Source organism: Limnomicrobium aquaticum (assembly GCF_040545545.1).
GTDB classification, from domain to species: Bacteria; Pseudomonadota; Alphaproteobacteria; order Rhizobiales; family Rhizobiaceae; genus Ensifer_A; species Ensifer_A aquaticum.
Window position 1 is genome coordinate 1,201,524 of the sequence record NZ_JBEPMB010000001.1, and the last position, 12,760, is coordinate 1,214,283.

At 60.2% G+C, this 12,760-nt stretch carries 12 protein-coding genes and 1 tRNA gene; 5 read left to right on the forward strand and 8 right to left on the reverse strand.

All coding sequences use genetic code 11. From position 1 onward, the window contains the following. Window positions 1-7: 7 nt before the first annotated feature. On the reverse strand, window positions 8-2,488 hold the full coding sequence (locus ABID16_RS05935) for an exopolysaccharide transport family protein (protein ID WP_354555403.1): 2,481 nt from the start codon (window positions 2,486-2,488) through the stop codon (window positions 8-10). A gap of 214 nt (window positions 2,489-2,702) precedes the next feature. Between ABID16_RS05935 and ABID16_RS05940 the strand changes: the two genes are divergently transcribed. The 4 genes from ABID16_RS05940 to ABID16_RS05955 all read left to right on the forward strand — a co-directional run bounded on the left by ABID16_RS05940 (window position 2,703) and on the right by ABID16_RS05955 (window position 7,374). Then, window positions 2,703-3,278 carry a polysaccharide biosynthesis/export family protein gene (locus ABID16_RS05940; protein ID WP_354555404.1) on the forward strand — a complete coding sequence of 192 codons (576 nt, stop codon included), beginning with the start codon at window positions 2,703-2,705 and terminating at the stop codon, window positions 3,276-3,278. Between the two features lie 5 nt (window positions 3,279-3,283). Further along, entirely contained in the window at window positions 3,284-4,435 is a 1,152-nt protein-coding gene (locus ABID16_RS05945; RefSeq protein ID WP_354555405.1) for a glycosyltransferase family 4 protein, read from the forward strand. 144 nt (window positions 4,436-4,579) lie between these two features. Further along, the gene (locus tag ABID16_RS05950; protein WP_354555406.1) at window positions 4,580-6,136 is read left to right on the forward strand and encodes an undecaprenyl-phosphate glucose phosphotransferase; all 1,557 of its coding nucleotides are present in this window, start codon (window positions 4,580-4,582) and stop codon (window positions 6,134-6,136) included. Then, window positions 6,133-7,374 (forward strand): O-antigen ligase family protein, encoded by a 1,242-nt coding sequence (locus ABID16_RS05955; RefSeq protein WP_435532361.1) that lies wholly within the window; start codon window positions 6,133-6,135, stop codon window positions 7,372-7,374. The genes ABID16_RS05950 and ABID16_RS05955 overlap by 4 nt, the downstream gene beginning before the upstream one ends. Before the next feature lie 94 nt (window positions 7,375-7,468). On the opposite strand, the gene ABID16_RS05960 is transcribed toward ABID16_RS05955, so the two are convergent. The 7 genes from ABID16_RS05960 to ABID16_RS05990 all read right to left on the reverse strand — a co-directional run bounded on the left by ABID16_RS05960 (window position 7,469) and on the right by ABID16_RS05990 (window position 12,110). After that, a tRNA-Pro gene (locus tag ABID16_RS05960) sits at window positions 7,469-7,545 on the reverse strand. 109 nt (window positions 7,546-7,654) lie between these two features. Further along, window positions 7,655-8,185, reverse strand: coding sequence for a MerR family transcriptional regulator (locus tag ABID16_RS05965; protein WP_354555407.1), 531 nt, complete (start codon window positions 8,183-8,185; stop codon window positions 7,655-7,657). 62 nt (window positions 8,186-8,247) lie between these two features. Continuing rightward, window positions 8,248-8,586, reverse strand: coding sequence for an integration host factor subunit alpha (locus ABID16_RS05970; protein ID WP_109857889.1), 339 nt, complete (start codon window positions 8,584-8,586; stop codon window positions 8,248-8,250). 204 nt (window positions 8,587-8,790) lie between these two features. Next, the gene (locus ABID16_RS05975; RefSeq protein WP_354555913.1) at window positions 8,791-9,762 is read right to left on the reverse strand and encodes a beta-ketoacyl-ACP synthase III; all 972 of its coding nucleotides are present in this window, start codon (window positions 9,760-9,762) and stop codon (window positions 8,791-8,793) included. 5 nt (window positions 9,763-9,767) lie between these two features. Next, the gene (gene plsX / locus ABID16_RS05980) at window positions 9,768-10,823 is read right to left on the reverse strand and encodes a phosphate acyltransferase PlsX (protein ID WP_354555408.1); all 1,056 of its coding nucleotides are present in this window, start codon (window positions 10,821-10,823) and stop codon (window positions 9,768-9,770) included. 172 nt (window positions 10,824-10,995) lie between these two features. Next, window positions 10,996-11,559 (reverse strand): YceD family protein, encoded by a 564-nt coding sequence (locus ABID16_RS05985; RefSeq protein WP_354555914.1) that lies wholly within the window; start codon window positions 11,557-11,559, stop codon window positions 10,996-10,998. Between the two features lie 2 nt (window positions 11,560-11,561). Further along, window positions 11,562-12,110: a ubiquinol-cytochrome C chaperone family protein gene (locus ABID16_RS05990; protein WP_354555409.1), complete on the reverse strand. Its 549-nt coding sequence runs from the start codon at window positions 12,108-12,110 to the stop codon at window positions 11,562-11,564. A gap of 145 nt (window positions 12,111-12,255) precedes the next feature. On the opposite strand from ABID16_RS05990, the gene ABID16_RS05995 reads away from it, so the two are divergent. Beyond that, complete coding sequence (locus ABID16_RS05995) at window positions 12,256-12,759, forward strand: outer membrane protein assembly factor BamE (protein ID WP_435532362.1); 504 nt, start codon at window positions 12,256-12,258, stop codon at window positions 12,757-12,759. The last annotated feature ends 1 nt before the right edge of the window (window position 12,760 follow it).

The following is a 12,760-nucleotide window of genomic DNA, read 5'->3' on the forward strand; positions in this document are numbered from 1 at the left end:
GAGGGCATCAAGCCACCTGGCTGTCGCCGCTTTCAGACGGGGGCAACGGACTGTTGCTCATGAGGATCACTTCATCGCGGCCTGTCGCTTCGAACGAAGCCAGAATGCGCGCGATCTTCTCTTCGCTCGCACCCGGCATCGACAGCACGATTTCCGCATTGTCGTTGCGCGTCAAGCGCTCGGCGCTACGGCCGTCGATCGGACCGCATTCGATCAGGACCTTTTCATAAGCCTCGCTCAGCGCGCCGACGATCATCGTCAGGCGATCGGCGCCACGCATGGCGCGCGCAGGGTCTGCCGTGCCGTGCGGGATGAAATGCGCTTCGGAATATTTGTCGCCATGGATGCAGCTTGCAATCGACGACTTGCCGGCCAGAATGTCGGTAATCCCCTGCAGATTGATACTGTCGCCCATCAGACGGGACGGAAGCGCCGAGCCGGTCATGTCGATGATGATCGCGCGGAAACCGAGGCCCGAGATACGGCGTACCAGTTCCACCGATGCGGTGGAGCCGTCGTCACCCGTCGGAGAGATGCAGGCGACGATTCGCTTGTCGGAGGTGGCGAGATAGCGCGCAACAGATGCGACCGAAAAGTCGTTGCCATCAGCCTCTTCGTCGAGCGGAGACACCGCCACGACGTCGTCGCCCTCAAGCACGTTTTCAGAGGAGGCGATTGCCGCAGCTTCGGACGAAACGGGCACTTCGACGGGCTCGGCTGCCGCCGGCTCGCTGGGCTCAGCAGTCTCCTGCGCCGGATTTAGGCGAGCCATCACGCGGCTGGTGAAGGGCGGAATGACTTCCTGTTCAGGCTCGGCAGAAGGAACCTCACCTGCCAGCTGCTCGGGCTCGGCCTTCGCGGGCGTGTCTTCTATATGCGCAACGTGGGCCGGATTGCTGGCGGCCGGCGCGGCCGCAACAGGTTCGGCCATTGAAGCCGCTTCGATTGCAGCCGTCTCGTCGGGTGTCGGCACGGGTTTGGCGCTATCCCTCCGGGAGCGAATCGCCCTGAGCAGACGTGATGGCCGCGCGCGAACCGCCGGCGTTGCTGCCGGAACCGGGACCACCGCAACTTCGCCCTCGGGCGTGACCGTCTTCCAGGCACGACCGCTGAAAAGTTCGGCGAGCATGATGAAAACTGCGCTCAGCAGGAAGGCGGCGAGCGCTGCCACGGTGACGATCGGCACGACCTTGGGGAAATATATTTCGGTCGGAACGACGGCAGTCGAAATCACGCGTGCATCTGCGGGTGCGGCATCCTTGCCGGCGCGCGACGAAGCTTCGCGGTAGCGAGCGAGATAGGTCTGCAGCAGGTCGCGCTGCGCTGCCGCCTCGCGCTCAAGCGCATTGAGACCGACCTGCTGGTCGTCGGCGCGAGCAGAAGCAGTCTTCGCCTTGTTGAGCTGTGCGCCGAGCTGGCTCTGGCGGAGCTTGGCGACCTCCGCCTCGTTTTCGAGGCTCTTGAGAATCTTTCGCGTTTCTATGTTGATCTGCTCGCGGATGCCGGCGAGCTGGGCACGAAGTCCCTTCAGGCGCGGATGGCCCTCGAGGAGCGACATCGAGAGATCGGAAATCTGATTCTGAATCTGGGCTTCCTGCGCCTTCAGCTGCTGGATTGTCGGCGAGGAAATGACGTCCGCGATCGTATCGACCGGGCCGCCGGATTTGAGTGCCTGACGCACGGCCTCGGCGCGGGCATTGGCATTGGCCAGTTCCGCCTGAACGCGCGTCAGCTCCGCAGAAACATTGGTCAGCTGCTGGCCGGCGAAGGTCTGATCCTGGCCGGTGCGCTGAAGATCGGTGGTCGCACGATAATCAGCGACCTTTTTCTCGGCTTCGCGCACCTTTTCGCGCAGCGATGCGATTTCAGGCTCCAGCCACCGCGCCGCTTCCGAATCGGTGTCCAGCTTTGCACCGCTCTGCATGGCCAGATAGACCTGTGCCATCTTGTTCGGAACGGCGGCAGCGAGCTTGGGGTCCTCGGACGTGAAGTTGAGGCCGATCACGCGGGATTTTTCCACCTGATAGACCTGAAGCTTTTCGCGGAAGGTCTTCAGAACGCGCTCTTCCGGCGGGACATCCAGCGGATTCTTGACGACACCGAAGGAAATCAGCAGCCGCTTGAGGAAGGACGTATTGGCGGCAGGATCGAACTCGACGCGCTCGGAAAGCTTGAGATCGCGCGCAACCTGCTTGATCAGGTCGGTCGACTGCAGAACCTGAACCTGGCTGGAAATGCCGAGATCATCAAGGATAGGATCGGCATTGCTGCTCGACGGCTTGACGCGTTCGGCAAAATCGGGCGTCCGCAACTCGATGAGGACCTGCGCCTCGCCCTTGTATTCCGGAGAGACCATGCGCGTGCCGACAAATGCCAGAACAGCAACGCCAGCGGTCACGGCTACCAGCCGTCCCCGCCGCTCCCAAAGAGCCCGGAACAATTGACCGAGATCAATATCCACATCCTGACCCGGCTTTGCGCCCGACATATCGCACTCCATAGATGTAACAATTGCCGCGAAGCGTAAACACGTATGGTAACTCTTTCGTTAATTCTGCGATTTTCGAGGGCAAATGCCAAGAGGAGGGCGCGCCATCAAAGATTGCGAAAAAAGGTAGCGCGGGCCTTCGCGATTTACCGGGTATTAACCCTAATCGACCGATAACATCCGCAACTTCAATTCAATCGGAGTTATCCACGGGATGCCTCTCGACCTCAGCAGACGCAAGTTCATCTTCGCCTCACTCGCCCTGACGGCGCCGCTCGCTGCGTGCAATACGACTGCACCCGCCTCCGGCGAATTCAGCCAGTCCCTGGCGGCGCCCTACAGACTTGATTCAGGCGACCGCCTGCGCATCACGGTCTTCGATCAGCCAAGCCTGACGAATACCTATAGCGTCGATCAGTCGGGTTATGTCGCCTTCCCGCTCATCGGCTCGATCGTTGCGCGCGGCAAGACGATGCAGGATCTGGAGGTTGCCATAGCCGCGCAGTTGCGCAAGGGCTATCTTCGTGATCCGGACGTCACCGTCGAGGTCGACCGTTACCGCCCGATCTATGTGATGGGCGAAGTCGGTCAGCCTGGGCAATACGCCTATGCACCCGGAATGACGGTGCAGAATGCCATTGCTGCGGCAGGTGGCTTCTCGCCTCGCGCGCTGCACTCGAGCGCAGATATTACGCGCAAACTGAACGGACGTGTCCTGACCGGTCGTGTCGCCATCACCGACGCGATCCTGGCGGGCGATACGATCTACGTACGCGAACGTCTGTTCTGATCGATATGGCCAGGACTGGCAAGTTGCGCATCATCCACTGCTTTCGCTCGCCGGTCGGCGGGATATTCAGGCATGTTCGCGATCTTGCCATCGAGCACAGCAAGGCGGGTCATGAGGTTGGCATCGTCTGCGACAGCACGACGGGCGGCGCCTTCGAAGACAAGCTCTTCGATCAGATCCGCCCCTATCTGGCTCTCGGTCTCACCCGTATTCCCATCAATCGCGCCATCAGTCCGTCGGACTTCGGCGCCTTTATGAAGAGTTATCAACAAATCAAGAGTTTGCAGCCGGATGTACTGCATGGGCATGGCGCCAAAGGCGGCGCGATTGCCCGGGTCATCGGCTCACTGCTGCGGGTCAACAGGTATAGCGTAGCCCGCCTTTATTCTCCCCACGGCGGCAGCCTGCATTTTCGTCCAGGCGTGCCGGGGTCCGCGGTGTTCATGCTGGAGCGCATTCTCCAGCGTATGGGCGACGCCACCGTGTTCGTCTGCGAGTTCGAACAGCGTGCCTACACGGACAAGATCGGCCGGCTGACCAGAAAGTCCGTGGTGAATTACAACGGCATCGACAGCACCGAGTTCATATCGCCCGGCCTCGTCGAAGAACCGCGCGATTTTCAGTATATCGGCATGATGCGGGACCTGAAGGGCGGCGATCTCTTCATCCGCGCCTTTGCGGAAGCGGAGCGGCTGGTTGGTCGCCCTATGTCGGCCCTGATGATCGGCGACGGACCCGATCAGGAAAAATATACCGAGATGATGATACAGCTTGGCCTCGGCCAGCGCATCACCATGCTGCCGGCCATGAAGCAGCGCGATGCCTTCCGGCTCGCCCGGACGCTCGTCGTGCCATCTCGCGCAGAGGCCATGCCCTATATCGTTCTGGAAGCCGTTGCTGCCGGAAAGCCGGTCATCGCCTCGCGTGTGGGCGGGATACCGGAAGCGCTCGGAGCGGACAATCCGGCCCTGTCGCCCGCCGGCGACTGGCAGGCCATGGCACAGGCTATGGCCCGTGCGGTGACCGATCCCGCGTGGCTCGAAATGATACGCCCCGATATTGATATGTTTGAAAAGACTTTTTCCAGCCGGGCGATGGGACAGCGCATGATCGAGCTTTATCAGTCCCTGCTGAGCGAGATCGACGCCAGGCATTAAGTGTCTGTTGACCATATTTCTTAGAATTGGCCGGTTGCATCCGGACTTAAGCATTATTTTCAAGGGTGCCTGCTATGCCTTGCCTATCCTTGGAGCGCGGCGCGTTCATTTGAACGCGGCAAGCATGAGAGATGGACGCCACCCATGAATCAGATCGAACGCCCCGATCAATTCGACATCGACAGGATCCGCAAGCAGATTTCGGATGCCACCGGGGTATCCGAGGGCAAGCCTGCCGCGCCTTCGAAGCCGCTCAATCCTTACGCGGCGCGCATTGCCACACAGTTTGCGCTGGAGAGCAAGAAGCCGTCGATCGTGGCGGGTTTCATCCGTATCGGTGAAGGGCTTCTGGTCGCCGTCACCTGCGCAAGCCTTTACCTGGCCGCGCCGGAAGCGCATGTCCTGAGCATCCCGACAATGGGCCTCTTCGCGCTTGTTGCAGGCCTGTTCGCGACATTTCTTACACAGGTGTTCGACGGCTACCTTTTTCCCGTTCTCCGCGCGCCCCGTCGCGGCGTTCCGCGCGTTGCGGGTGGCCTTGCAATCTCCGCCCTGCTGTTCTGCCTGATTGTCCTCTATCGCGGAGGAAGCGCTGCGGCACTGTTCTCCAGCGCGGCCATCGGCGTGACGGTCGGTATCTGTCTGCTTTCGCTCGAGCGGGTCTTCGTGGCCTATGCCATCCGTCGCTGGAGCCGCAATGGCTTCATGGAGCGGCGCGCCATTATCGTCGGCGGCGGAGCGCCTGCCCGAGAGCTGATCCGCGAGATGGAAAGCATCAGCGACAACGATATCCGGATCTGCGGCATCTTTGACGACCGAGCCGACCGCCGTTCTCCCGATATGGTCGCCGGTTACCCCAAGCTCGGGACCTTTGACGAACTCGTCGAATTTGCCCGCACGGCGCGGATCGACATCCTGATCATCGCCCTGCCGCTGTCCGCCGAAGCACGTCTCCTGGAGCTGCTTCGCAAGCTCTGGGTGCTGCCGGTCGACATTCGCATTGCCGCTCATTCCAGCAAACTGCGTTTCCGCCCGCGCGCCTATTCGCGCATCGGCAAAGTGTCGATGCTGGACGTCTTCGACAAGCCGATCGCCGATTGGGACTCGGTTGCCAAACGTGCCTTCGACATCATCTTTTCGCTGGTCGCCATCGTGCTGCTCTGGCCGATCATGCTGGGTGCTGCACTTGCCGTGAAGTTCACCTCGCGCGGCCCGATCATCTTCAAGCAGAAGCGTCACGGCTTTAACAATGAGGTCGTGGAGATTTACAAGTTCCGCTCGATGTATACCGAGATGAGCGATCCGACCGCCAAGCTGGCTGTGACCAAGAACGATCCGCGGGTCACCCCTGTTGGACGCTTCATCCGAAAGGCGTCCATCGACGAATTGCCGCAGTTCTTCAACGTCCTGCAGGGCAGGCTGTCGCTGGTCGGGCCGCGCCCGCACGCCGTGGCGGCGCAGACACAGGACCGTATCTATGCAGAAGTCGTCGACACCTATTTTGCCCGGCACCGGGTCAAGCCCGGTGTGACAGGCTGGGCGCAGATCAATGGCTGGCGCGGCGAAATAGACAGCGACGAGAAAATCCGCGGTCGCATCGCGGCTGATCTATACTACATCGAAAACTGGTCGCTCTGGCTCGATTTCAAGATTCTCATCCTGACGCCGATCCGGCTCCTCAAGACGGACAACGCCTATTGACCACGCTTGACGCCATGGGCGGCGGAACCTTCCGCCCGCAAATTGCAACGCTGCGCCTCCTCGGATCGGTGCTGCTGGCGCTTGGCGTCTTCCTGACAGGCTTCGTCATCCGCGAACCCGCGCCGACGGATGCGGTCATCGGGATTCTTCTGGGCCTCTGGTTCATTCTCGGATTGAAGCTGACGCGGGGCACCGGGCCGCTCGCCATGCTGCTAATCGCGGTCGAGACCGGCTGCCTCCTGTCCCTAACGCAGATGACGGATGTTGCCGGCGGCTTCGTCTATTTCGGCGTGAGTGCGTTCCTGGCGCTGACCGCAATCTTCTATGCGGCGATCTTCGAGGATCGCTATGAACGCATGGAGCTGATGTTCAAGGCTTGGACCGCCGCAGCCGTCATCACTTCCATGCTTGGCATCCTGGGCTACTTCCATGCCTTCCCTGGCTCGGAAATCTTCACACGCTACGACCGCGCGATGGGTGCCTTCAAGGACCCGAACGTGTTCGGACCGTACCTCGTGGCCCCTGCCCTGTACCTCATCCACGGCATTCTGACGGGCAAGACCTATCACCTGCCGATCCGAATCGTGTCGCTGTTGATCATCACGCTCGGCGTCTTCCTGGCCTTCTCGCGCGCGGCCTGGGGCCTCTATGTCTTCGCGGTGGCCATGCTCGTCTTCATCATGCTGCTCAAGGAGCGGACATCGGCCTTCCGGCTGAAGATCCTGCTTCTGGCTCTCGCCGGCGTGGCGCTCATGGTCGCAGCGGTGGTGATCGCCCTGCAATTCCAGAAAGTCGCCGATCTCTTTTCAACGCGCACGGAACTGGTGCAATCCTATGACGGCGGCCACCTCGGGCGTTTCGAGCGCCACCGTCTCGGCTTCATGATGTCGATGGAAAAGCCTCTCGGGATCGGACCGCTGGTGTTCAGCACCATCTTCCCCGAGGATGAGCACAATATCTGGCTGAAGATGCTGACGAGCTACGGGTGGCTGGGATTCGTCAGCTACATAACGCTGATCGCCTGGACCGTGGTTACCGGCTTCCGCATCCTGTTGCGCAACCGCCCTTGGCAGCCCTATCTCATGATTGCATGGATCGTCCTTGTCGGCCATGTCGGTATCGGCAACGTGATCGATACGGATCACTGGCGCCATTTTTACATGGTGCTCGGAATCATCTGGGGCTGTCGCGCGCTGGAGATGAACTACCAGCGTCAGAAGGCTCTGGCCAAGTACTGAGGTTCGAACGCCTCATCACAGGCGCACAGACGTCACGCCACGTCATGCCGTTCAGCAATCACTCAGAAATCATTGATAAGCTTGGGGGAATTAATGGTCGGAGCGGCGGGATTCGAACCCACGACCCCTTGACCCCCAGTCAAGTGCGCTACCGGGCTGCGCTACGCTCCGACCTGCCTTCATGGAAAGCACGCACTCCATAACCGCGTCGCATGGCAAGCGCAAGAGGCAGGCGGAATAAATCGACGGATTGAATCACGGCATAAGGGCCGCCTGGCTGTTAGCGGACCTGATCGAGCAGGCGCTTGCATTCCAGGAGGTCGTAAAGCGCCTCCTGCAGGAGCGCGCGGTCTTCCTTACCCACACCTGTGGAACCCATTTCGGGCTCCTGATTCGACGCGCCGAAGCCGAAGAAGCGGCGCGTGGACGGAGCCTTGGCCTTACCGACGATCTGATCTTCTTCGAGAGACGGTGGCTGGATCTTGGCGGCTGCCTGTTCGGCAGCTGCGGCCTGCGACAGGGCCTCTACGGCGTCCATGTCGCCATTGCCGATCGCAATGACAAACTTGTTGCCATTCGACTTCAGGAGCTTCTGAACGCCCTTGATCGTGTAGCCGTGGTCGTAGAGAAGATGACGGATGCCCTTGAGAAGATCGACATCCTCCGGGCGATAGTAGCGACGCCCGCCGCCGCGCTTCATCGGCTTGATCTGCGGGAAACGCGTTTCCCAGAACCTGAGCACATGTTGCGGAAGATCAAGATCGTCTGCGACCTCACTGATCGTCCGGAATGCGTCAGGGCTCTTTTCCATCGTCTGTCTACCTGCAGGCCTATGCTATGGACGCAGAACGCCCATGCTGCCGGCGTTTCTGGTCAGGATGCGGGAGCGGCAGGCTTCTGCTTGGCCTTGCGCTGCTGATGCGACTTCAGGATACGCTGCTTGAGCACGTTCGAAGCCTTGAACGTCATCACGCGGCGCGGCGAAATTGGCACTTCCTCACCGGTCTTCGGGTTGCGGCCGATACGCTCGTTCTTGTCGCGGACCTGAAAGGTCGCGAAGGACGACAGCTTCACGCTTTCGCCTCGAACGATGGCATTGCAGATTTCGTCGATAATGGTTTCGACAAGCTCGGCGGACTCAGCGCGCGAAAGCCCCACTTTGCGGAAGACCGATTCAGCAAGATCGGCGCGTGTCACGGTTTTACCTGTCATTTTCCCCGCTCTTATCAAAGCTTGTTGTTGATCCGGGCTCCACGGACCGGGCGCCTCGCTCATACTGGCCTTAAGCAGACATGCGCCGGTTGATGCTCCTCACATCTTGCGTCGCGCTCCTCAAGCCAAGCGAGACTATTTCCCTTGCCGTTAACGGTCAAGCGTTGAAAAGCAAAGAAAATTAGATTTCAAAAGGACGCGGACCTACCAGCGCAGGAGCACGGAGCCCCAGGTGAATCCACCACCCATGGCTTCCAGAAGGACGAGATCGCCCTGCTTGATTCGACCGTCACCCGCGGCTTGCGCGAGAGCGAGCGGAATGGAGGCAGCCGACGTGTTGCCGTGCTGGTCGACCGTGACGACGACCTTCTCCATCGGAATCGCAAGCTTCTTGGCCGAGCCCTCGATGATACGGATGTTCGCCTGATGCGGCACGAGCCAATCCAACTCTTCTATCGACAGACCGGTGGCGTCGAAGGCGGCAACGATCACATCGGTGATATTCCCGACAGCGTGCTTGAAGACTTCCCTGCCCTGCATGCGCAGATGCCCGACCGTGCCAGTTGTTGACGGGCCGCCATCGACGTAAAGCTTTTCCTTGTGGGCGCCATCGGAGCGGAGATGCGCGGTCAGAACGCCGCGGTCGGATGTGTCACCCTTGCCTTCGACGCCTTCCAGGACAACTGCGCCCGCGCCGTCGCCGAAGAGAACACAGGTCGTGCGATCTTCCCAGTCGAGAAGGCGCGAGAAGGTTTCGGCACCGATCACGATGGCGCGTTTGGCGAGCCCACCGCGTATATATGCATCGGCCGTTGCCATGGCATAGACGAAGCCGGTGCAGACGGCCTGCATGTCGAAGGCCGCGCCATGGCTCATGCCGAGACGGTTCTGGATTTCGACAGCGGTTGCGGGAAAGGTATTATTCGGCGTCGAGGTCGCCAGAATGATGAGATCGATATCGGCCGGTGTCAGGCCTGCCCGGTCGAGCGCGGACTGTGCAGCTGCGGTACCCAGAGAGGCGGTCGTCTCCCCCTCGCCGGCAATATAGCGCTGGCGGATGCCGGTCCGCTGAACGATCCACTCGTCAGAGGTTTCAACCTGGCCTTCGAGCTCGCGGTTGGTCACCACGCGAGCAGGCAGCGAGGCGCCAAAGCCTCTCACCACGGAACGGATCATAAATTTCAAACCCCGTCGTCATCCGCGTCGACCTTTGCCGGAAGACGCCTGGAATGAAAATTCTTCAGATCGTGCTCGATCTTCTCGTTCAGTTTGTTGCGGGCCATGTCATAGCCCACTTCGACAGCCGCTGCGAAACCCTCCGCGTCGGTGCCGCCATGGCTCTTGATGACAATCCCGTTGAGGCCAAGAAACACGGCCCCATTGACCTTGCGCGGGTCCATCTTGTCGCGCAGCATGTCAAAGGCGCTCTTGGCGAAGAGATAGCCGATCTTTGCCAGCAAAGTCCGCGACATGGCCATGCGCAGATAGGTTGCCAGCTGCCGCGCCGTGCCTTCGGCCGCCTTCAGTGCGATATTGCCGGTGAAGCCTTCGCTGACAACGACATCCACCGTTCCCTTGCCGAGGTCGTCGCCTTCGACAAAGCCTAAATACTGGATCGATTCGAAGTTGGATTCGCGCAGAATTCGGCCCGCTTCCTTGACCTCTTCCTGGCCCTTCACCTCTTCCGTGCCGACATTCAGCAGGCCGACGGTCGGGCGCTTGAGTTCAAAGAGCGCGCGGGCCATAGCCCCGCCCATGAGGGCGAAATCGACGAGCTGCTGGGCATCGGCGCCGATCGTCGCGCCGACGTCGAGCACGATGCTCTCACCCTTGAGAGTCGGCCAGATGCCGGCGAGCGCAGGCCTTTCAATATTGGCCATGGTGCGCAGGCAGAAGAGCGCCATCGCCATCAGCGCGCCCGTGTTGCCAGCAGAGACGGCCACATCGGCCTCTTTCAGCTTCACCGCCTCGATGGCCTTCCACATGGAGGATTTGTAGCGGCCGCGGCGCAGCGCCTGGCTCGGCTTTTCTTCCATGCTGATGGCGACTTCGGCGGGGTGGAAGTCGGACTTCGCCTTCAGTGCCGGATATTTGTTGAGAATCGGCAGGCACTCAGCTTCGATGCCATAGATGGCGAAACGAATGTCGGGGTGCCGCTCAAGCGCGCGCGCTGCTCCGGGAATGGCCACGGTGGGGCCGAAGTCGCCGCCCATCGCATCAAGTGAAATTGTTATCACGCGCTACCCTGTCCTGCTGTTCGCATGTGCATTTCTGCCCCTTGCGAAATTGGGGTCAAAATACCCGTTTTCGATCCGCGTACAACTGCCCATGCGGATTTTCAAACGGATTTGCCTTTAGGCGAGGCTCAAGGCGCACAGAAACAAGGCAATTTTAGCAGCCGCTGCGCCCTCACTCCGGTTTCTTCCAGTCCTTCAAAACCGCGAAGGGCGACGGCTTGCGATCATCCGCTTCGGTGGACTCGACGTGGTCGGCAAAATCAACACCCGGCTTCCGCGGATAGGGATCGATGGCAAGTGCCACAGCCTCGCAAACGGCATCGCCGGCGTCGATCGTGTCGCCGCTGAACTGCTCCGGAATGTCCTCGCCTTCGGGGTCGAGCACCATCTCGCCGCGCTCATCGAGCACAAGCCGCGCGAGCCGCGAACCCTCGGGAACATAGATGCGGTCGATGTCTTCAGAGATCGCGGTTTCCACCGGCTCGAGGGTCACGACACAGGACTGGACGATCTCTGCGTTGACATGACCACGGATGCGCACGCCGTCCTTCTTCCAGCGGGCGATCTGCAATTCACTGTCCAGCCGCTTGACAGCCTCGACGCGCCAGAGCTCTGCCAGGCCTTCGAGTTCCCGCGCGTCTGCCGAAAGCTTCACGGTCACAGGGTTTGCCGAGATGTGGCCAACCTTGACCCTATAGGAAAACGGGGCATTGCCCATCTCTTTCACCGGCTGCATGTTCATGTCCTTTCCACAGGCTGCGGCTCGATCAGGAAGGCCGCGCCCGTCGCAATCTGGTCTTCGGAAACGTCCTTGAGAGCGGCTTCCGCCTCGATCATGTAGTTTGCCAGCGCCGCCATGTCAGGTGCATCCGGTTCGTCGGGCCGGATATTGCGGCGAAGAGCCGCCTTCAGCTCCTCAACATCGGGGATATCCAGCGCAGCGGCGTAGGATTCCAGCCGGCCATAATACATGCGGGCGAATTTCTTCACCCGTTTCGGCACACCTGTGTCGCCGACGCCAAGCTCCCGGATGGAGTGATCGATATCTTCGAAAAAGTAGTCGATGATCTCCTGGGCAATCTCCTGCCCGCTTCGCTCGGACGTGGCGGTGCGGCGGAAATAGAGAATCAGGACAATGGTCAGCATCTCGAACCGGCCAAGCACCGTGTCGGGAACACCCATGTCTGAATAGAAAAGCGGGCGCCTGGCTGCCTGGGTCAGGTGCTCGTACTGCCGGGTGACGATGGCCTGATTGTTATTTTTTTTCCTGAACAGCCCGAATATCATGAAAAAGCCCGGTATTGATTATTTGTGCACGCTTGAAAGCGCGGTCCGCCAAGGACCGATGTTGCATCATCGTTAAAGCTGGTTTACCCAAGCAGGCACGAATTGCAACGCGTATTTGCCCCCGCGTCACGGGAAAGGAATTACTTTGGCTATCGTGTCAAAACTCAATATCGCGCGGTCGTCACTGCTCATCGCTCTTGCTGCTACGGCCATCGGAACTTCCGGTTGCATGGGCACATCGCGGGACGTCATCAACAACGGCTTCATTGCAGACGAGCAGACATTGAAACTGGTTCCCGTCGGATCGAGCCGTGAACAGGTGCTGCTGTCGCTCGGTACCCCTTCCGCAACAGCGACGTTCGACCGCGAGGTGTTCTATTACATTTCGCAGAAGCGCGAGCGCCGGTTCGAGTTCATGAAGCCGACGCTCGTGTCGCAGAGCGTTCTGGCCGTCTATTTCGACAAGAAGGGTACCGTCGAAAAGCTCTCGAACTATCAGATGCAGGACGGCAAGGTCTTCGACATGATCTCGCGGACAACCCCGACAGGCGGTACGGAACTCACCTTCCTGCAGCGTATCCTGTCCGGCGGTGCTGCATCGGGCGCTCAGGCTGCAAAAAGCCTGCTCGGCGGCGGCAACAAGTATTGAG